Raw genomic sequence first — 20687 nt, forward strand, 5'->3', positions numbered from 1 at the left:
CCTGCGCGGTGATCAGCGCGCGGGGCGCTTGTAAGCCACGCAGTCGACCTCGACCTTGCAGTCCACCACCATCCGGTTCTCCACGCAGGCGCGCGCGGGCGGATGCTCGCCGAAGTAGTGCCGGAACACCTGGTTGAACGCGGCGAAGTCGCGCGCGTCGTCCAGCCAGACACCGCAGCGGACCACGTGCTCGGGGCCGTAGCCGGCCTCGGCCAGGATTGCCAGCACGCTGCCGATGGCCACGTGCGATTGTTCGGTGACGGTGCCGCCGATCAGTTCGCCGTCGCGCATCGGCACCTGGCCGGAAACGTACAGCCAGCCATCGGCCTCGACCGCGCGCGAGAACGGCATGTGCTGCCGGCCCTGGCCGACGCCGCCTTCGGCGCCATAGCGCTTGATGTCGCTCATGAATGACCTCTCGTGTTCAGGGAAACAGGGGTTAGCGCGCGCCGGGCGCCAGGAAACGGCCGCTCCGCGCATCGGTGACGGCGGTGCCGTCGTAGGCGAGCATGCCGTTCACCCAGACCGCGTCGATGCCCTCGGCGGCGCGTACCGGTTCGTGGTAGTCGGCGGTGTCGCGCACCCGCGCCGGATCGAACAGCACCAGATCCGCGTGCCAGCCTTCGCGCAGCAGGCCGCGCCCGGGCAGGGCGAAGCGGCTGCCGGGAAGGCCGGTCATCTTGTGCACGGCCTCGTGCAGCGGAAACAACGCCTCGTCGCGCGCATAGTGGCCCAGCACGCGCGGGAACGTACCCCACAGGCGTGGATGCGGCCGGGGATCCCGCGGCAGGCCGTCGGAGCCGATCATGGTCAGCGGATGGCGCAGGAAGCGGCGTACGTCTTCCTCGTCCATGCAGAAGTACACCGCGCCCGCCGGCTGCAGCCGGCGCGCCGTTTCCATCAACGGCAATTGCCAGTCGGCCGCGATCGCCGCCAGCATCCGCCCGCCCTGATCCGGATGCGGCTCGGACCAGGTGACCAGGATGTCGTAGGCATCGGTGACCTGTTTCAGATCCAGGGTGGAGGCGCTGGCCGCATACGGATAGCAATCGCAGGCCACGTCGTGCCCGCTGGCGGCGCCGTCCAGCCACGCCAGCACCTCGCGGCTGCGCCCCCAGTTGTCGATGCCCGCGCATTTCAGGTGCGATACCCGCACCGGCGCGCCGCTGTGGTGTCCGACCGCGCGCGCCTCGTCCAGCGCCGGCACGATGCCGGCGAACTCGTCGCGCAGGTGGGTGGCGTAAAGGCGATCGGCCGGCAGGTCGCGGGTCAGTTCCAGCACTTCGCGTTCCGGCGCGGCGAATGCGGAGGCGTAGGCCAGGCCGGTGCTCAGGCCAAGCGCGCCGTCGGCAAGGCTCTCGCGAAGCTGCGCCCGCATCGCCAGCAGTTCGGCGTCGCTGGCGGCGCGGTCGAGCCGGTCCATGTGGTTCTGTCGCAACGAGGTATGGCCCACCAGCGCGGCCACGTTGAGCGCCGGACGCGCGGCTTCCACGGCGCGGCGGTAGTCGGCGAAGCGCGGGTAGCGGAATTCGTCGGCCTCGCCGAGCAGGTTCATCGGATCGGGCACCGCCTCGGCCGGACGCACCGGGCTGGCGCTGATGCCGCAGTTGCCGACCACCACCGTGGTGACACCCTGCGACAGTTTGCTCGGCATGGCCGGATCGCGGATGACTTCCAGATCGTCATGGGTATGCACGTCGATGAAGCCCGGACTCACCGCTCGACCGCGGGCCTCGATGACGGTCGCGGCGTCGGCCTCCAGGCGGCCCATCGCGGCGATGCGGCCGGCGCTGACCGCGATGTCGCCGCGCGTGCCGGCGGCGCCGCTGCCATCCAGCAGCAGGGCGTCGCGGATCAACAGGTCGTAACGCATCAGTCCCCCAGCGGCAGGCGGTTCTCGCCGCCGCGATAGTTGTCCAGCGCGAACTTGATCCGGCGCAGGCGCTCGCGGCTGTCGTCGGCGATGTGCAGCGCCAGAGTGGTCGCCAGCACGTCCACCGCCAGCATCATCGCGTAGCGCGACGCGGAGGGCTTGAACACGAAGTCGGTTTCGTCGATGACGATCGGCAGCAGCCAGTCGGCGCGTTCGGCCAGCGCGGTGTCGGCGCGGGTGATCGCGCCCACCTTGGCGCCATAGCCGCGCGCGATGTCCACCGCCGACAGGATTTCCGGGGTGATGCCGCTGACCGACAGGGCCACCACCACGTCTTCCGGGGTCAGGGTGGCGGCGACCACCTTGAGCGAGATCGCGTCGCTGTAGGCGGCGATGGGCCGGCCGAAGCGGACCAGGCGGTTCTGCAGTTCCAGGCCGAACACGGTCGAGCAGCCGCCCATGCCGAACACGTAGATCATCCGCGCCGAGGCCAGCGCCTCGGCCAGCGACTGGACCACCTGCTCCTGCAGACCGCCGACGTTGCGGCGCAGGCAACTCTCGATGTCGGCGCAGATCTGCGCATACAGCGCGGAGCTGGGCGGTGCGTCCTGATCATCGAGGAAGCGCTTGCCGACCGCGCTGGCCTCGGCCAGCCGCGCACGCAGTTCACGCACGTTGTCGCAGTCCAATGCCTTGGCGAAACGCGAGATCGCCGCCACGCTGACGCCGGCCTGTTCGGCCAGCTCGGCGATGCCCGACTGCGCGGCGCCGTCGATGTCGGCCAGGATGGTGTCGGCGATCCGGCGTTCGACCGGGCTCAGCTCGTGCAGGCGCTGCTTGAGGTGGTAGACGATGTCGTACATGGCGGCCTCCGGCCGGTCAGTGCAATGCGGCGATGCCCAGCACCAGCAGCAGTGCGGTCACCGAGATCAGGGTTTCCAGCACGGTCCAGGTCTTGAAGGTCTGGGCCACGCTCATGTTGAAGTATTCCTTCACCAGCCAGAAGCCGCCGTCATTGACGTGCGACAGCACCAGCGAGCCGGCGCCGGTGGCCAGCACCAGCAGTTCCGGATGCGGGTAGCCGGCGGCCAGCGCGACCGGGGCGACGATGCCCGCGGCCGTGCTCATCGCCACCGTGGCCGAACCGGTCGCCACCCGCATCAGCGCGGCCACGGTCCAGCCCATCAGCAGCGGCGACAATTGGAATTCGTGCGACAGGCGGGTGATTTCCTGGGCCACGCCGGTTTTCACCAGGATGCCGTTGAGACCGCCGCCGGCGCCCACCAGCAGGGTGATGGCGGCGGTGGGCGCCAGGCATTCCTGCGAAAACTTCAGAATCTGCTCGCGATTGAAGCCACGCATCAGGCCGAGGGTGACGAAGCTGAGCAGGGTGGCCAGCAGCAACGCCACCACCGAGTGGCCGATGAAACGCAACGCGTTGTTGGCGGTGGTACCGGGCGCGGCGAGTTCGTCCGCCCAGCCGCCCAGCAGCATCAGGCCGACCGGCAGCAGCAGGGTGGCCAGGGTGATGCCGAAACCGGGCAGCTCCGCGTCGGGGATTTCCCGCTGGCCCTGGTTGAGCAGGGCGGCTTCCATCGGGTTGTGCGCCGGCAGGGTGACCTGGCGGGAGACCAGTTTCGCGAAGACAGGACCCGCCAGCGCCGCCGTGGGCAATCCAACGACCAGCGCATAGAACAGTGTGCGCCCGACGTCGGCCTGGTACTCGTGCACCGCCAGCATCGCGGCCGGGTGCGGCGGCACCAGGCCGTGCACGACCGACAGTCCGGCGACCATCGGCAGGCCGACCAGCAGCAGCGGCACGCCGGTGCGGCGGGCGACGTTGAGCGCGATCGGGATCAGCAGGACGAAGCCGACTTCGAAGAAAATCGGCAGGCCGATGCAGAACGCGATCAGCATCATCGCCCAGTGCACGTGGCGGGTGCCGAAGCGCCGGATCAGCGTGCGCGCGATGCGTTCGGCGCCGCCGGATTCGGCCATCAGCTTGCCCAGCATCGTGCCCAGCGCGACGATCAACGCGATGTGGCCCAGGGTCTTGCCGACGCCCTGTTCGTAGGCCGGCACGATCTCCGGCGCCGGCATCCCTGCGAGCAGCGCCAGCCCGAGCGAGACCACCGTGATCGAGATGAAGGGATTGAGGCGATACCGCGCGATCAGTACCACCAGCGCGATGATCGACAGCGTGGCGTACAGCAGCAACAGGTTTCCTGGCGTCATGCGTTCTCTGCCCGGTCGATCAGAAGTGGGTTTCGACGGCGCCGACGACGCGGTGCGCGTCATCGACCACCAGCAGGTGGCGCCACTTGTCGAAGGTCAGGCAGGGATGGGAGATATCGAAGCACAGCAGATCACCGACCTTGAGGTCGTCGCCGGCTTCGATCTGGAGGAATGCGTGCTGATCCATCATCGCGCCGACACGCCAGTGCGCCGGCGCATCGGCGGGCGCGGCGTCGCCGGGGCGATGATGCAGCACCGGCTGCGGGAAGCCCGCGTCGAACGCCGCATCGCGCTTGCCCAGGCCGATGATGGCGCGGTCCGGTTCGGGGCGGGACTGCACGCAGGCCCACAGCCGCAGCGCGGGCAGCAGGCCGCCGCCCATCCCCCGCGCCACCGGGTTGGCCGCGTGGATGCGCTCGGCCGCGTCGCGATAGATGCCCACGTCATGGGTCAGGTAGCAGCCGGGCCGCAGCACCACTTCCGCCCCGGGGTCCGTCGACAACGGCGCGAATTCCTCCGCGACCACGTCGAACCAGGCGGAGCCGGCGCCGGACAGCAGGGCTGGAGATTCGGCGAAACCGCTGGCCGCGTGGATGGCTTGCCACTGCGCGAGCGTGCGTCGCAACAACACGCGCACGCCGGCTTCGTCCTTGACCACGCCTTCGTAGACTTCCACGCCCACCAGCGCGACCGCATCGGGCCAGCGTGCGATCTCGTCCAGTACCGCGCGCGCCTGCGCCTCGTCGCGAACGCCGGTGCGCCCACCGTTCGCGCCGACTTCAAGCAGCACCCGGATACGCTGGCCACGCGTGCCGAAATGGCCGCCCAGCGCGGCGACGTTGTCGGCCGAGTCGACCACGCAGGCGAACCAGAAGTCCGGATCCCGCGCCTGCAGATCGGCGATCAAATCGAAATTGCCCTGGCCGACGAGCTGGTTGGCGAGCAGCACCCGCCGCACGCCGTGCGCATGGGCCGCCACGGTCTGCGGCGCGGTCGCCAGGGTGATGCCCCACGCGCCGGCATCCAACTGCATCCGGAACAGTGCCGGACTCATGGTGGTCTTGCCGTGCGGTGCCAGCCGGCAACCGTAGGCTTCGGTGAATTCGCGCATCCAGCCCAGGTTGTGGCGCAGCGCGGATTCGCTCAGCACCGCCACCGGCAGGCTGATCTGTTCGTCCAGGATCGACAGGTCCCGCGCCGCGAGCCGGGCGGGTGTCCAGGCATCACCGGCGGGCAGGCCTTTCCCGGCCAGGGGAGCATCGGAATGAAAGTAATTTTCTCGCACTAACCGCCTCCCCTGTGCCCGGCCACGCGAAATTGCGGCCGCCTATTGTGTAGCACAGGAAGGGGTGGATGAAAATTATTTTCTCGCGACTTCGTGACCCGAAACCGGGGCGCGGGCCCGGCGGGCGCGTCAGAAGTCGAACTGGACCCGCCCCGCCAGTACGCCGGTGCGGTCCACTGTTCTTCCGCTGACTTCATCACGGCGACGGCTGCCGGTCCAGTCCAGCATCACGCGGAATTGTTTCGGCGCGTACCAGTTCACGCCCATCGTCCACGCATCGGCGGACAGATCGCGGCGGTTGAGCGGCCACTGCCGCCCCTCGATGCGGTCGTAGCGCGCCACCAGTTCCCACGCGCCGCCGCGCCGCTGCGGCTTGAGCTGGACGAACCGGCCGTTCCTGGCGTCGTAGGGCCGGGACTCGCCGGTGAGCAGCCAACTGCCCTGCAGGTAGCCGGCCTCGATCCGTCCACGCTGTCGGCCATCGTCGTAGCGGGCGCCGCCGTACTCGGCCTGCCACGACCAGGAACCGTGCACGCCCGCCGCTTCCAGTCCGTACTTGTCCACCGAGACGTCGCGGCCGCTGCGGAAATCCACCAGCGACAGCCGGCTGTTGTCGCCGAAGTAGCCCGCCACGCGCGGCTGCACGCGCAGCGCGGGCGCGCCGTCCGCACCGGGATGGTCGTAGCGCTCATGCGCCAGCGCGGCGCCGAAATGCAGCACCCGCCCGGCCTCGCGCCAGGGCGCGTAGCCAGCGCGCGCGCCGGCGGCGCGGCCCTTGGCCTGCCAGACGTCGATGCTCTCCAGGCTGTAGACGCTGCCGCCCCAGAACAGACCGTCATGATGGCCATTCACGCCCACCCCCAGCCGATACGACGGCGCCAGGGTCTGAGCCAGCCAACTGCGTTCGACTGCCTGGATGTGATTGGAACTGCCGCGGTCATCCAGTGTGTAGAACTGCTTGAACTGGCCGACGGTCAGGGTGGTGGTGCCGAAGTCGCGGGCGATGTAGGCATCGCGCGCGACGGGGCGGTGGCCGGAAAAATCCGCCTCCAGCTTGTAGTCGACCACATGGAACCGCCCGGAGATCGCCAGCCACGCCGCGCGCAGATCGTCGCCGTCACGCTCGTCCGTTCCGCGCGCGTCGTTGTCGAAGCGGGCGAAGTCGTAGTGGAGCCGGCCGCTGGGCTTGATCGTCACCATGTCTTCCGCCCGAACGCCGGACGGCGACGCGAGCAGGCCGGCGGCCAGGTGAAAGACCGCCATCAGCGGCACGCGTCGACTCGAAGATGACATCCATGCTCCCTGGCACCCTGGTGGAAGTGGCGACGATAGCAGCCCGCTGATTGTCGATGGACAGTGATTGACCGTCGCGATCCCCGAAGGCGATGCCGGCGGACTGAGATGGCTCATGATTGCCGTTTCGTGCGCTCTGCCGGCTCCGGAAAGCCGGCAGAGCCCGGCGGCAGGGGGTAGAATCGGGCCTCTTTCGTGCTATCGCGCAGACCGCCCGTAATGTCCAACGACGATTTCAAGCAGGCCGCCCTCGAATACCACCGTCTTTCGCCTCCCGGCAAAATCAAGGTCGCCCCGACCAAGCCGATGCTGACCCAGCGCGATCTGGCGCTCGCATATTCGCCGGGCGTGGCGTACGCCTGCGAAGCCATCGTCGAGGATCCCAACGCCGCCAGCGAGATGACCGCGCGCGGCAACCTGGTCGCGGTGGTCTCCAACGGCACCGCGGTGCTGGGCCTGGGCAACATCGGCGCGCTGGCCGGCAAGCCGGTGATGGAAGGCAAGGGCGTGCTGTTCCAGAAGTTCGCCGGCATCGACGTGTTCGACATCGAGATCGACGAGACCGATCCGGACAAGCTGGTCGACATCATCGCCAGCCTGGAGCCGACCTTCGGCGGCATCAACCTGGAAGACATCAAGGCGCCGGAATGCTTCATCGTCGAGCGCAAGCTGCGCGAGCGGATGAAGATTCCGGTCTTCCACGACGATCAGCACGGCACCGCGATCATCGTCGGCGCGGCGGTGGTCAACGCGCTGGAAGTGGTTGGCAAGAAGATCGAGGACGTGAAGCTGGCCACCAGCGGCGCCGGCGCGGCCGGCATCGCCTGCCTGGACATGCTGGTCGCGTTGGGCCTGAAGCCGGAGAACATCCTGGCGGTGGACCGCGACGGCGTGCTCTACACCGGCCGCCCGCACCTGGATCCGGACAAGGCGCGCTACGCCCGCGACACCGACAAGCGCACCCTCGCCGAAATCGTCGACGGCGCCGACATCTTCCTGGGCCTGTCCGCCGCCGGCGTGCTGAAGCCGGAGATGGTCGCGACCATGGCCGACAAGCCGATCATCCTGGCCCTGGCCAATCCGAATCCGGAAATCCTGCCCGAGCTGGCCCGGCAGGTCCGCCCGGACTGCATCATCGCCACCGGGCGTTCGGACTACCCGAACCAGGTCAACAACGCCGTCTGCTTCCCCTACATCTTCCGCGGCGCGCTGGACGTGGGCGCCACCGGCATCAACGAGGCGATGAAGCTGGCCTGCGTGCACGCGATCGCCGATCTGGCCCGGCGCGAAGCCTCGGATCTGGGTACCGCCTACGGTGACGATGTTCCCTGCTTCGGCCCCGAGTACCTGATTCCGCGCCCGTTCGATCCGCGCCTGCTGGTGGAACTGGCGCCGGCGGTGGCCAAGGCGGCGATGGAGTCGGGCGTGGCGCTGCGGCCGATCGACGACCTGCAGGCCTACCGCGAGAAGCTGGGCCAGTTCGTCTACCGCACCAGCCTGATGATGAAGCCGGTCTACGACCGGGCGCGCGCCGACCGCAAGCGCGTCGCCTACGCCGAGGGCGAGGAGGAGACGGTGCTGCGCGCGGTGCAGACGGTGATCGACGAGGGCCTGGCCTTCCCGATCCTGATTGGCCGCCCGGACGTCATCGAGGCCCGCATCGAGCGCCTGAGCCTGCGCATGCGCGCGGGCGTGGATTTCGAGCTGACCAACATCAACGACGATCCGCGCTTCAACGACTATTGGCAGTACTACCACGCGCTGACCGCGCGCCGAGGCGTCACCCCGGCGGCGGCCAAGAACCTGATGCGTTCGCGCCCGACCCTGATCGCCGCGGTGATGGTCGCGCGCGGCGAGGCCGACGCGATGGTCAGTGGCATCGTCGGCCGCTTCCACAAGAAGCTGGGCTACGTGCGCAGCGTGATTCCGCTGGACCCGGGCGTGCAGTCGACCTCGGCGATGACCGGCGTCATCAACAACCAGGGCGCGTATTTCTTCCTCGACACCCACGTGCAGGAAGATCCGACCGCCGAGCAGATTGCCGAGGCCACCCTGCAGGCGGCCTACCGGCTGAAGCTGTTCGGCATCGAGCCGCGCATCGCGCTGTTGTCGCATTCCAATTTCGGCAGCCACGAGACCCGCGGTTCGAGCAAGATGCGGCAGGTGCGCGAACTGCTGCTCAAGCGCAAGCCCGACCTCAACGTCGACGGCGAAATGCAGGGCGACACCGCCTGGGACGAGGCGCTGCGCCAGCGCATCATGCCGGGCAGCTCGCTGAGCGGGCGCGCCAACCTGTTCGTGCTGCCCAACCTGGACGCGGCCAACATCACCTACAACATGGTGCGCGTGGTCACCGACGGCGTCGCCATCGGTCCGATCCTGATGGGCATCTCCAAGCCGGTCCACATCCTGACCACCAGCGCCACCCCGCGCCGGGTGGTCAACATGACCGCGATCGCCGCGGTGGACGCGCAGATCCGCGCACAGCGGGAAGCGGAAAAGGCCAGCCTGGGCTGACGGGATGACGGCCATCCCGCGAGGGCGGGATGGCCGGTATGCGAAAAGCGCTTCGCCGGGCGGATTCCGCTCCCGGCGACTACGACCCGCCGAGAATATGCCGTTGCAGCGCGTCCAGATACGCGTCGGCTTCCTCTGTGCTGGCGAAGATGCTGTCCATCGGCACCGCCTGCACGATCTCGATGACCTTGCGGATCTGCTCCTGCGGATGCACCAGCAGGAGCTTGCCTTCGTGGGGCGCCAGCGCCTTGCGCGCTTTCAGGATCGAGCGTACCCCGGCGCTGCTGATGTACTCCAGGTGCGCAAGATCCAGCACCAGCGCCTGCGGCTTGCCGGCCAGCAGGGTTTCCAGCTGATCGTCCAGGGCTTCATGGGTATGCGAGTCCAGCCGGCCGGACAGCACGATGTACTGGTTGCCGTTGACGGGGGGATAGATGTCGATATCCAGACTCATGCGCGGTGTCCTTGAGCGCCCCAGATTGGCCGACAAGTGTGACAGGCGCCGTCAGTCGCTGTCATCGCCCTGCAGGACCTTGCGTTGCATGGCGTCCAGATAGGCGTCCGCCTCGGCGGTGGAGCCGAAGATATCGTTGAGCGGCACCGCCTTGACCACGTCGAACACCTTCTGGATCTGCGGTTGCGGATTGACCACCAGCACCTTGCCGCCATGCGCGGCCAGGGTCTTGCGGGCCTTGAAGATCGAGCGGATGCCGGCGCTGCTGATGTATTCCAGCTGCGACAGATCCAGCACCAGCGAGTGCAGCTGCGGCGTCATCAACGGCGCCAGCGCCTCGTCCAGGTCTTCGTAGGTATGGGTGTCCAGGCGACCGGCCACCGTGACGCGCTGGCTGCCCTGTCCGGGTGGAAGCAGGGTGATTTCGAGACTCATGGTTCGCTCTCCGGCTGCGGAATGCGCAGGCTGACCCGCAGGACATTGCTGGCATCGATGCGCTGGTAGGTGATCCGGTGCGCCAGTTGCCGGATCAGGTAGACGCCGAGGCCGCCGATGGCGCGATCCTGGATCTCGGCGTCCAGGTCGGGTTCCGGCGCGCTGAGCGGATCGAACGGCGCGCCGGTGTCGCGGAACTCCAGGTGCAGCAGAGCGCCCTCGATGCTGATGTCCACCGACAGCTCGTGCTGGGCGGTGCCGGCGGCCGGTTCGCCGCCGTAGTCGATGGCATTGCTGGCCAGCTCCTCGACGATCAGGCGCACGTCGTCGCGGATGGCCCGCGCCATGCCGTGGCGATTGAGCACGGCCTCCAGCGAGGCGTTGAGATCTTCCACCCGGGCATATTCGCCCGGCACGATCAGGCGTATCAGCATGTCGCTGCCTCCTCCACCCTGGGTTGAGTCCGGTGATCCTGGCGCAGGCGCATCGCCAGCACCGTGATGTCGTCCGATTGCGGCGCAGGATGCGCGAAGCCATGCACCCGCGCGATCACGTCCTCGCACTGCGTCCGCGCACTTTCGTCGGGACGCAATCCATCCATCAGCCGTTCCAGTCCGAACGCGTGCTGGGCCGGATCGAAGGCTTCGGTGACGCCGTCGGTATAGGCCAGCAGGGTGGCACCGGCCGGCAGGCGGCCCTGCCACAGCGGGAATTCGCGGCTGATTTCGAAACCCAGCGGCGGGCCGGAGGCGACCGGTAACGTTTCGCAGGCGCCATCGGCGTGCAGCAGCAGGGGGGCGTCGTGGCCGGCGCTGGCCAGCACGCAATGGCCGCTGCGCGGATCCACACAGCCGAACAGCACGGTGGCGAACATGCAGGTGTCGTTGCCTTCCACCAGCCGGCGCGAGGCTTCCGCCAGCACCGCCGAGGGCGAATCGCCCGCGCGTGCCGCGACCTCCAGCACCGTGACCGTGCGGGCCATGAACAGCGCCGCCGGCACGCCTTTGTCGGACACGTCGCCGATGGCGAACCACAGGCGGCCGTCGCCGCTCTCGATGAAGCTGTAGAAGTCGCCGCCCACGGCCTTGGCCGGTTCCAGCAGCGCGAACACTTCCAGATGGCGATCGTCGCGATCGATGACCCGGCCCGGCGGCAGCATCGCCAACTGGATGTCGCGGGCGATGGCCAGCTCGCTTTCCAGCTTCTGCCGGGCCGCGCCCATTTCCTCGATCTCCGCCAGTTGCTGCTGGATCGACGTGCGCGCGTGCTCCAGCGTGCGCGCCATCAATCCCACTTCGTCCGGGCGGCGGGTGTAGGGAACCGGGGTCTCGTAGTGGCCCTCCGCCAGATAGGCGGCGGAGGCGGTCAACTGCTCGACCGGCTGGCTGATGCGGCCGGCCAGGCGCCGGATAATCAGGGTGCAGATCAACGCCAGCACCAGGCCACCGGCCAGCAGCCAGACCAGCGCCTGGTCGAGCCTGGCCATGACCAGCGCGTAGGACTGCGCCACCAGCAGGGTCCAGCCGGTCTGGCCGACGGGTTCGACCACCGTGAAGCGCTTCTCCCCGGTACGCGCATCGGTATGCATCAGCTGCAGCGACCGGTGCAGGCGGACCGCGTCGGCGGCCGGCTGCAGGTCGGTGCGACCGGCGCGACGGATGTGCTGGTCCAGGGTCAGGTTGTCCGCCACGCCCACGTCCGGATTGGCCGCCAGCGTGCCCGCCGGTGCCACCAGCGAGACCCGCCAGCCGGGCAGGTTGGCCAGACTTTCGAAATGGCCGCTGAGTTCGGCCAGCGGCACGTCCAGACTGACCATGCCGCGGGTGGTGACGCCCCGGCCCCGCGGACGCAGCGGCCGGTTGTAGGTGACCATCCAGACATCGCCGGCCGTGCGGTTGAGGTAGGGCTCGGACCACCAGCCGCCTGGCGCGGAGACGGTGCGCCGGTACCATCCCTGCGCACGGTAGTCGTAACCGTCGGCGACAAAGTCGCGATCGCGGCCATCGGCGCCGATGTAGCGCGCGAAGGCGGGTTCGCCGGGCTGTTCCGGCTCGACCACCAGCAGGCCGCCGACGCTGCCGGGCGTGGCGCGGACCATCGCCCGCAGGGTGGTGGTCAGCTCGGCCGGGTCCAGGTTGGAGTTGGCCAGCAGGTCGGACAGGCCGCTGGTGGTGATGACCACCGCGCGCAGGGCGGTGTCGAGCCGTTCGGCGGCTTCCTGGGTGGTGGCGATGGTGTCGCGGCGGGCGTCCTCGATGATCAGTCTGCGCGCGAACCAGGCGATTCCGAGCACCAGCAGCAGGAGCACGGCCACGTTGACCACGCCCGACCACAGCGCGATGCGGGTGCGCAGGCTCCGGCGCCAATGCACCATGCCGGTCCGTTCCGGCGACAAAGCCCCGTCCTGCCGACTTCCCTTCATGCGGCAACCCCGAATCCCTGCGATGTGTCCCCCTGCGCGGATGATACGTCGGCCCGGCGCCGGGCGCGCAGCGCAAGAGGTCTCATTTTGGTGTGGTGAAAGCGCCCGGACAACGAAAAAATCACGAATCCATACGCCCGCGTAGCCAGATCGGGGCAGGGGCGGTGCGCTACACTTCAAAGTCCTGAAAACGACAACGTCCGCGCGGTCCAGCGCGACAGATTGGGAGTGGTAATGAACTGGTTGAACGAGATGTTGCAGAGCGATCCGGATCCGTTGGAAACCCGCGAATGGATCGATTCGATGCAGGCGGTGATCGAGAAGAACGGCGCCCTGCGTGCACATCAGCTGCTGGAGGGCATGGTCGAGGTCACGCGCCGCGCGGGTGCCTACCTGCCGTTCTCGCCCACCACCGAGTACGTGAACACCATCGCGTCGCAGAACGAGGCCAAGTCGCCGGGTGACGCGGCGATGGAGTGGCGCATCCGTTCGATCATCCGCTGGAACGCGATGGCCATGGTCGTGCGCGCCAACCGCAAGCCCGGCGACCTCGGCGGCCACATCGCCAGCTTCGCCTCCGGCGCCACCCTCTACGACGTCGGCTTCAACCATTTCTGGCGCGCGCCCAGCGACAAGCATCCGGGCGACCTGCTGTTCATCCAGGGCCACAGTTCGCCGGGCATCTACTCGCGCGCCTTCCTGGAAGGCCGCATCGACCAGGCGCAGCTGGACAACTTCCGCATGGAAGTCGACGGCCAGGGCATTTCCTCGTACCCGCATCCCTGGCTGATGCCGGATTTCTGGCAGACCCCGACCGTGTCGATGGGCCTGGGTCCGCTGGCGGCGATCTACCAGGCGCAGTTCATGAAGTACCTGGAGCACCGCGGCCTGATCGAGAAGTCCGACCGCAAGGTGTGGTGCTTCATCGGCGACGGCGAATCGGACGAGCCGGAAACCCTGGGCGCGATCGCGCTGGCCGGCCGCGAGGGCCTGGACAACCTGATCTTCGTGGTCAACTGCAACCTGCAGCGCCTGGACGGTCCGGTGCGCGGCAACGGCAAGATCATCCAGGAACTGGAAGGTGTGTTCCGCGGCGGCGGCTGGAACGTGATCAAGCTGCTGTGGGGCAGCTACTGGGATCCGCTCCTGGCACGCGACACCGACGGCGTGCTGAAGAAGCTGATGATGGAAACCGTCGACGGCGAATACCAGAACTGCAAGGCCTTCGGTGGCGCGTACACCCGTGCGAATTTCTTCGGCAAGTACCCGGAGACGGCGGCCATGGTCGCCAACCTCTCCGACGACGACATCTGGCGCCTGAACCGCGGCGGCCATGATCCGCACAAGGTCTACGCCGCGTTCCACGAAGCCGTGAATACCCAGGGCATGCCGACCGTGATCCTGGCCAAGACGGTCAAGGGCTATGGCATGGGTTCGGCGGGCGAATCGCTCAACCCGACCCACCAGACCAAGAAGCTGGACGACGAGGCCATCCGCACCTTCCGGGATCGCTTCAACATCCCGATCACCGACAAGCAGCTGGAAGAAGCCTCGCAGATTCCGTTCTACCATCCGGGCGAGGATTCGCCGGAAGTCCAGTACCTGAAGGAACGTCGCGCCACGCTGGGCGGTTACCTGCCGCAGCGCCGCCGCAAGGCCGCCGAGTCGTTCGACGCGCCCAGGCTGGAGACCTACGAGCGCCTGCTCAAGTCCACCGGCGAGCGCGAGATCTCCACCACCATGGCGTTCGTGCAGGCGCTGAACATCACCCTGCGCGACAAGCAGATCGGCCCGCGCATCGTGCCGATCGTGGCCGACGAGGCGCGCACCTTCGGCATGGAGGGCATGTTCCGCCAGATTGGCATCTATGCGCCGTTCGGCCAGAAGTACAAGCCGGTCGATGCCGATCAGCTGATGTACTACCGCGAGGACCAGAGCGGCCAGGTGCTGCAGCAGGGCATCAGCGAACCCGGCGCGATCGCGTCGTGGATGGCGGCCGGCACCAGCTACTCGGTCAGCAACGTGCCGATGCTGCCGTTCTACATCTACTACTCGATGTTCGGCTTCCAGCGCGTGGGCGATCTCGCCTGGCAGGCGGCGGACATGCGCACCCGCGGCTTCCTGCTCGGTGGCACCGCCGGCCGCACCACCCTGAACGGTGAAGGCCTGCAGCACGAGGATGGTCACAGTCATCTTCTGGCCGGCGCCATCCCGAACTGCCGCAGCTACGACCCGACCTTCGGTTACGAAGTCGCGGTGATCCTGCAGCACGGCGTGCAGCGGATGATGGAGGAGCAGATCGACGAGTACTACTACATCACCCTGATGAACGAGAACTACGCCCATCCGGACATGCCGGAAGGCGCGGCCGACGGCATCATCAAGGGCATGTATCTGCTGAAGGACGCGGGCAAGCCGAAGAAGGGCGAGCTGCGCGTGCAGCTGCTCGGCAGCGGCACGATCCTGCGCGAGGCGATCGCGGCGGCGGAACTGCTGGACAAGGATTTCGGCGTCACCGCCGACATCTGGTCCTGCCCCAGCTTCAACGAGCTGCGCCGCGATGGTTTCGACGCCGAACGCTGGAACCGTCTGAACCCGGAAGCCAAGGCGCCGCGCAAGGCCTACGTGACCGAGCAACTGGAAGGCCGCCAGGGCCCCGCCATCGCCGCCACCGACTACGTGCGTGGCTATGCCGACCAGATCCGCGCCTTCGTGCCGACCCAGTACACCGTGCTGGGCACCGACGGCTTCGGCCGCAGCGATACCCGCGCCAACCTGCGTCGCTTCTTCGAGGTCGATCGCTACTACATCGCCCACGCGGCCATCGCCGCGCTGGCGAAGGAAGGCAAGATGACCGGAAAGGACGTGGCCCGCGCGATCAAGCAGTACAAGATCGATGTGGAAAAGGTCAATCCGCTCGGAGTCTGATCCGGCGGGCGTGGTGTGATCGAGAAAGGCGGCCATCGGCCGCCTTTTTCTTGGTTGATGCGCGCCCGTTCCCGTGCGTGCGCGGGGCCACCCTGTCCTCACGCGGCAAGCCAGGACGTCCGGATCATCTTGCCGTCGTGTCGCGGCAGCGTCCTGATGGCGGCATACCCGCCCTCGGGAAGAATCGCGATGGAGCGACGACGCGTGGATCGCGATCGCTGGAGAAGATCGATATCGGTCATCACCGATCCGTCAATCCTGGTGACTCATGCTCCGGCAAGAGGGCCGGCAGGCATTTCGCCACTGCGATCCGCGCTTCCCATCCTGCGTGGCACCCTGGTCAGCGCGATCCACAGGCCTTGCGCGCCTCTCCCACCGTGGTCATGAGCTGGCCACTGTTGCCCACCCAGCCTTTCAAGGACATTTCCGCCGGAACTTCGGCTGCGCGCGGCTCCGCCGAAATCACCAGTTCGCTCCAGGCGCCCACCGGCGCGAGCTCGGCCAGGCGCGCGGCACGATCCTCGTCGGTGCTGAACAGGTCGTCGGGACCCGTCGCCGGGATGGTGGTCCGGTTGCCCAGCTTGACCATGCGCAGATGCACGCTCTGGTCGGCCAGGCGCTTCGCGCTGAGGCTGAACTGCTCTTTGCCGTAAGCCCATTCGGTTTCAATCGTCGTGTCGAGCGTGGCGCCATCCGCCGGCAGATCCAGCGTGCGGCCGGCGGCGCCCTGCACCATCGCCACGCCGCCGATCAGCGCCATGTACTGTCCGAGACGCGTCGCCTTCAACAATTCACCAGACGGCGACTGTCCCGCCGGCAGGCCGCCAACGGTGTTGAAGTAAGCCAATCGTTCGCACAGGAGCAACATGACCGGCGCGTCACCGGCACCCCCGTCACCGCCCTGGAACAGCAGGCTTTCGCCGTTGGCGTACTGTTGCAGCCGGCCACTGTGGGCCACTTCATCCGTGACCGTGCCCTGGCGAATCGCCACGCTGGAACCATGGGTGAGCAACGAATCGAACGACGATGCTTCATCCGCCGGTGCGGCGATGGCGCCGCCCGCGCAGATCAGCAACGCGCAGGCCACAGCGCGGCGCGGGAAAACCAGGGGCATGGGGGAAATTTCCTTAACGGGGCGTTGGCACGCGGCGTGCCGACGCGAATGGGCGCAAATGATACGCCAGCGCTCTGTCGTATCCGCCGCGATGACGCGTTTCAGACATGTCGTGCACATCGCCAACGATGCATCGCGCGAGCGGCGGCGACGCGTGAACGGAAAACGAACATCCTGTCAGGGATGATTCGCATGAATCGCAGGAAAACGCTGGTATGCGGGATGTGGCAAGGGACTTCTACGGCGGGAACTTGCGGATGCAACATCGGTCAACCGGCATCCGGTCCGCGCGTTGAAAGCGCACACCTCCCGTCGCTCCGAAGGCAGCAGAACGCGTGAGATTCGCCTACCCCGATGAATCCGCTTCACGCGTCATTGCCGCGGCCACCGCCACCGCCATCCTGCTGCTGATCGGCAAGCTGCTGCTGAAGGGCCCCATGATGCCCACCGCGCAGGACGACGATGCGTTGCGGGTGGTCTACATGGAGCGGCCGCGCTGGTCGCCCACCGCAGCTCCTCCCGCCGATGTTCGACCGCCGGATCCCGCCGCGCCGCGATCACGGGACACGACGCCGTCCCGCATGGCCGCGCCGACGATTGCGGCGAGGCCGGAAGCCGGACGCACCGCACCCCCCGTTCCCGCGGAGAACCGGGTCGTGGATCGGCTGTATGACCGCGACACCGGCCGGGCCAGGTTGCCGCCGCAGGCGCGCATCGATCCGATGGCGAAGAACGAGCCTCCGGCCAATCCGCCGGGCCTGCCCAACGAACGCGAACTCAAGCGCGCGCGGGACCTGTTGTATCCGCCCAATCCCATCGAAACCGATCCCGAGAGCCCGTTCGGCGGCACCTGGGCCAGCGACGGCACGCTGGGCCAGCAGGCCGCGCGCAAGTTGGGTGACGGTCTGGCCGCGATCAGCAAGAAAATCTTCGGTGAAGACAGGCAGACGGTGCGCGCGCGTCCGCCGCCGGAGGTGGGTTTCAAGCCGCAGGCATACGAACAGGCCTCGGATCTGGGACGCGCGGACACCGGCGACGCCTACAAAGCCGCACCCATCGCGCATGAAAAGGTGCCGGGCCTGGCGGGTGAAGCCAGTCGCCGCATCCGCACCGCGATGGAAGCGCTGCAGAAGCGCGCCGCCTCGTGCGAGGCTCCGAAGGCGCAGAAGCTCATGGCCACCGTCCGTACCCACCTGACCGAACTGGAGCAGGTCGAGTACGCGTTGGCCCATGGCGCGGATCCGATCATGGCGCGGCAGATGCTGCCGCGTCGCGGCGACGCCGCCTACGATCAGGCGCGGCGCGCGCTGTGGTACGCCGAGAACCAGTTGAACGCATGCCTGGAATAGCACGCCGCCGTGTGCGTGGCGCGGACAATCGTGAAGCCCGCGCATGCCGGGGCCGTCAGCCCGGGTCGCGCCCGGCAAGAAACCGGGTCATGCCGTCCAGTTCATCATCGAGCGCGGCGCGGAAAGCCGGGTCTTTCGCGGGCGAACGACCCGCGTAGCCGAAGTCCGCCTGCAATCGACCTTCCTTCGCGGTGGCATTGGCCCAACCGACCACCTGATCGCGCCACAGCAACGGCAGTGCGTAGTAGCCGAAACGACGCTTGGCCGCCGGCGTATAGGCTTCGAACTTGTAGGTCCAGCCCCACAGCAGTTCGAAGCGGCGACGGTCCCAGGCGACGGGATCGAACGGGGCCAGCAGGCGTACCCGTTCGTCCACCAGGAAACGCCGCGAGCGCGGATTCTCATCGACCGGCCAGTACCACGTGGTGCCGTCGATGAGGCCGCTGGCCAGCTGCGCGCGCGCCTGTCGCAGCGCGACCTGGATCTGCGTCGCCAGATGCGGAGCGCCGTAGCCCAGCAGCCGCGCCAGATAGGTCAGGCTGGCGGATGGCAAGGGTGCGTACTTGCGCACGACCAGATCGATCAGGGTGACGGCACGCTGGAGGCGGGCCGTTTCGCTGTCGTCGGCGGCGGGATGCGCGGCGGCGGCGTAGATGCGGGTGCCGCTGTCGCGACGCTGCACGCGCAGCATGCCGCGATAGTGCATGCCGTCCAGCAGGTGGGTGCTGGCGTTGCTGGTGCCGCCCCAGTAATTGGTCACCCGGCCATGCGCGAAGGCCTGTTCGACCTCGCGCGGATGCACCGTGCCGCGCTCCCGTACGAAGGCCAGCACATCTGCCGCCTTGCGTCGGGTCTGCGCATCCCAGGGCCGCGAGGACACGCGGGGGTGCATCAATGCCAGATGCTCGCGCGGCAGGAAACCGTAGTTGACCAGGCAGTCCTCCTCGATCGGCAGCCGCGAGTAGCGTTGCTCGAGGTCGCCCGCGCGGTAGTCCTTCACCCGATGGCGCAACGTCAGGTCCTGTGCCCGCGCGGGGGCGCGGATCGGATCGGCCTGCACGAAACCCAGGCGGCGGACGGCAGTCAGCAGCGTGGTCGGCGTGAACAGCGTGCGCGCCACCGCGTAGCGGCGCAGATCGTCGAGCGTGGGCGTGGTGGGCATCGCGTGGATTGGAACGGGTGGATTGGAACGGGTGGATTGGAACGGGTGGATTAGAGCACGTGGATTGGAGCAGGTGGATTGGAGCAGGTGGATTGGAGCAGGTGGATGAGAACACGTGGATGGAGGCACGTGGATGATGGCGTATGGATGAGGACGCGGCGCCCGCCACCCGCGGATCATCCGTCGCACCATGGCCAGAACCGTGCCGTGGCGATCGTCCGACGGACGACGATGGAGTACGCTTCGGCCAGCAGCATGGCCGAAGCGCGGGCCCGGGACCGAATCGATTCCACGGGAATCGGGATGCGGGGTCTGAATGGCGCATGCGTCTTGGAACTTCACAGGAGGAGCGGGATGGTGCGTGCCGGGTATCTGTTTGCGCTGTTGTTCGCCACGATGTCGCTGCATGCCGGCGAACCGATCGCGAGCGTCCGCGTCGCCTTCGACCGCGATGGCATCGTTTCCACTCGCGCGCAGGGACCGGCCGATATCACCGCGGGACGTGCGGTGACGGCGGAGGATCCGGTGCGCATCGCTTCGATATCCAAGCTGGTCACCGCGATTGGCGTGATGCGGCTGGTGGAAGCCGGACAACTGGATCTGGATGCCGATGTGTCGCAGTGGCTCGGATGGCGATTGCGCAACCCGGCCTTCCCCGACGCGCCGATCACCTTGCGCCTGCTGCTCTCGCACCGCGCCGGTCTGACCGATGCGGCGGGGTACTACCAGGTGCCGCTGGGCGGCCTGCTGCAGGATGTACTGGCGGATCCGCGCGCGTGGGATCCGGCGCATGCGCCCGGAACCTTCTTCCGTTACGCCAATCTGGACTTCCCGTTGATTGCGTCGGTGATGGAGAAGGCGACCGGCGAGCGTTTCGACCAGTTGATGAAACGGCTGGTGCTGCGGCCGTTGGACATCGAGGGTTGTTTCAACTGGGCCAGCTGCGACGAGGCGACCGCCGCGCGCGCGGTGGTGCTTTACGACGAAGCGCGTCAGCCGGTCCGCGATGACAACCAGGGTCGTCGACCGGAATGCCCGGTCGTAGCCGCCACGGACGGAAGCTGTGATCTGGCGAAGTGGCGGGCCGGCGACAACGGCGCGCTGTTCTCGCCGCAGGGTGGCTTGCGGATCTCGGCGAACGGGCTGGCGAAAATCGGCCGCCTGCTGCTCGGCGAGGGCGAAGTCGACGGGATCCGACTGCTGAGCCCCGATTCGGTACGGGCCCTCGCGCGGCCGCAATGGACCTACGCAGCGGGCAACGGCCTGACCTCGGAAGAGGACGAAAGTGGACAGGGGGGAAGCGGCTTCTTCTGCCGCTACGGATTGGCCGTGCAGACACTGGCGACGCAACGCGAGGGATGCCACGACGATCCGTTCGGCGACGGCGTGGCCCGCGTCGGCCATTCGGGTTCGGCCTATGGCCTGCTGTCCGGCCTCTGGGTCGATCCGGTGGCCGGCAACGGCGTGGCGTACTTCGTCACCGGCGTACCGGAAGCGCGCGCGGGTGGACGATCGGCGTTCTCGGCCATCGAGGAACAACTCGCCACCCCGTAGAGCGGAGCTTGCTCCGCGGTCCGGAGCGCGCGGTTCTGCGCGAACAAAAGCCGGGCAAGCCCGGCT

At 67.9% G+C, this 20687-nt stretch carries 17 protein-coding genes; 4 read left to right on the forward strand and 13 right to left on the reverse strand.

Going from position 1 to position 20687, the window contains the following annotated elements; genetic code table 11:
• Positions 1-12: 12 nt before the first annotated feature.
• The 6 genes from AC3DEZ_RS03000 to AC3DEZ_RS03025 form a co-directional block, all read right to left on the reverse strand.
• Positions 13-408 carry a RidA family protein gene (locus tag AC3DEZ_RS03000; protein WP_488386879.1) on the reverse strand — a complete coding sequence of 132 codons (396 nt, stop codon included), beginning with the start codon at positions 406-408 and terminating at the stop codon, positions 13-15.
• A gap of 31 nt (positions 409-439) precedes the next feature.
• A complete protein-coding gene (locus AC3DEZ_RS03005; RefSeq protein ID WP_488386880.1) occupies positions 440-1873 on the reverse strand; it encodes an N-acyl-D-amino-acid deacylase family protein in 1434 nt (477 codons plus the stop codon).
• Positions 1873-2736: a MurR/RpiR family transcriptional regulator gene (locus tag AC3DEZ_RS03010; protein WP_447104326.1), complete on the reverse strand. Its 864-nt coding sequence runs from the start codon at positions 2734-2736 to the stop codon at positions 1873-1875. The genes AC3DEZ_RS03005 and AC3DEZ_RS03010 overlap by 1 nt, the downstream gene beginning before the upstream one ends.
• Positions 2737-2752: 16 nt before the next feature.
• Entirely contained in the window at positions 2753-4108 is a 1356-nt protein-coding gene (locus tag AC3DEZ_RS03015) for a GntT/GntP/DsdX family permease (protein ID WP_488386881.1), read from the reverse strand.
• Positions 4109-4127: 19 nt separating this feature from the next.
• Positions 4128-5393 carry an amino acid deaminase gene (locus AC3DEZ_RS03020; protein ID WP_488386882.1) on the reverse strand — a complete coding sequence of 422 codons (1266 nt, stop codon included), beginning with the start codon at positions 5391-5393 and terminating at the stop codon, positions 4128-4130.
• Positions 5394-5522: 129 nt separating this feature from the next.
• Positions 5523-6686, reverse strand: a complete 1164-nt coding sequence (locus AC3DEZ_RS03025) for an OprO/OprP family phosphate-selective porin (protein WP_488386883.1) — start codon at positions 6684-6686, stop codon at positions 5523-5525.
• A gap of 219 nt (positions 6687-6905) precedes the next feature.
• Between AC3DEZ_RS03025 and AC3DEZ_RS03030 the strand changes: the two genes are divergently transcribed.
• Positions 6906-9203 carry an NADP-dependent malic enzyme gene (locus tag AC3DEZ_RS03030; protein WP_488386884.1) on the forward strand — a complete coding sequence of 766 codons (2298 nt, stop codon included), beginning with the start codon at positions 6906-6908 and terminating at the stop codon, positions 9201-9203.
• 79 nt (positions 9204-9282) lie between these two features.
• Here AC3DEZ_RS03030 and AC3DEZ_RS03035 read toward each other — a convergent pair whose 3' ends face one another.
• Genes AC3DEZ_RS03035 through AC3DEZ_RS03050 form a run of 4 tightly spaced genes read right to left on the reverse strand, consistent with a single transcriptional unit; the run spans position 9283 to position 12466 of the window.
• A complete protein-coding gene (locus AC3DEZ_RS03035) occupies positions 9283-9657 on the reverse strand; it encodes an STAS domain-containing protein (RefSeq protein WP_440470683.1) in 375 nt (124 codons plus the stop codon).
• Positions 9658-9708: 51 nt separating this feature from the next.
• Complete coding sequence (locus AC3DEZ_RS03040; RefSeq protein ID WP_295382875.1) at positions 9709-10092, reverse strand: STAS domain-containing protein; 384 nt, start codon at positions 10090-10092, stop codon at positions 9709-9711.
• Entirely contained in the window at positions 10089-10526 is a 438-nt protein-coding gene (locus tag AC3DEZ_RS03045) for an ATP-binding protein (RefSeq protein WP_488386885.1), read from the reverse strand. Before AC3DEZ_RS03045 ends, AC3DEZ_RS03040 begins: the two co-directional genes overlap by 4 nt.
• Positions 10520-12466, reverse strand: coding sequence for a SpoIIE family protein phosphatase (locus tag AC3DEZ_RS03050; protein WP_488386886.1), 1947 nt, complete (start codon positions 12464-12466; stop codon positions 10520-10522). Before AC3DEZ_RS03050 ends, AC3DEZ_RS03045 begins: the two co-directional genes overlap by 7 nt.
• A gap of 282 nt (positions 12467-12748) precedes the next feature.
• On the opposite strand from AC3DEZ_RS03050, the gene aceE reads away from it, so the two are divergent.
• Positions 12749-15442: a pyruvate dehydrogenase (acetyl-transferring), homodimeric type gene (aceE, locus tag AC3DEZ_RS03055; RefSeq protein WP_447104334.1), complete on the forward strand. Its 2694-nt coding sequence runs from the start codon at positions 12749-12751 to the stop codon at positions 15440-15442.
• A 98-nt stretch (positions 15443-15540) separates the two neighbouring features.
• On the opposite strand, the gene AC3DEZ_RS03060 is transcribed toward aceE, so the two are convergent.
• Together AC3DEZ_RS03060 and AC3DEZ_RS03065 are read right to left on the reverse strand one after the other, a co-directional pair.
• On the reverse strand, positions 15541-15684 hold the full coding sequence (locus AC3DEZ_RS03060; protein WP_488386887.1) for a hypothetical protein: 144 nt from the start codon (positions 15682-15684) through the stop codon (positions 15541-15543).
• A gap of 98 nt (positions 15685-15782) precedes the next feature.
• Positions 15783-16556, reverse strand: coding sequence for a hypothetical protein (locus AC3DEZ_RS03065; protein WP_488386888.1), 774 nt, complete (start codon positions 16554-16556; stop codon positions 15783-15785).
• Positions 16557-16891: 335 nt separating this feature from the next.
• Here AC3DEZ_RS03065 and AC3DEZ_RS03070 point away from each other — a divergent pair, with 335 nt between their 5' ends.
• Positions 16892-17905 (forward strand): hypothetical protein, encoded by a 1014-nt coding sequence (locus AC3DEZ_RS03070; protein WP_488386889.1) that lies wholly within the window; start codon positions 16892-16894, stop codon positions 17903-17905.
• A 55-nt stretch (positions 17906-17960) separates the two neighbouring features.
• Here AC3DEZ_RS03070 and AC3DEZ_RS03075 read toward each other — a convergent pair whose 3' ends face one another.
• Positions 17961-19067 (reverse strand): DNA glycosylase AlkZ-like family protein, encoded by a 1107-nt coding sequence (locus tag AC3DEZ_RS03075; RefSeq protein WP_488386890.1) that lies wholly within the window; start codon positions 19065-19067, stop codon positions 17961-17963.
• A gap of 357 nt (positions 19068-19424) precedes the next feature.
• Here AC3DEZ_RS03075 and AC3DEZ_RS03080 point away from each other — a divergent pair, with 357 nt between their 5' ends.
• Positions 19425-20621 carry a serine hydrolase domain-containing protein gene (locus AC3DEZ_RS03080; RefSeq protein ID WP_488386891.1) on the forward strand — a complete coding sequence of 399 codons (1197 nt, stop codon included), beginning with the start codon at positions 19425-19427 and terminating at the stop codon, positions 20619-20621.
• The last annotated feature ends 66 nt before the right edge of the window (positions 20622-20687 follow it).

The sequence above is a fragment of the Pseudoxanthomonas sp. 134C1 genome, assembly GCF_057773065.1.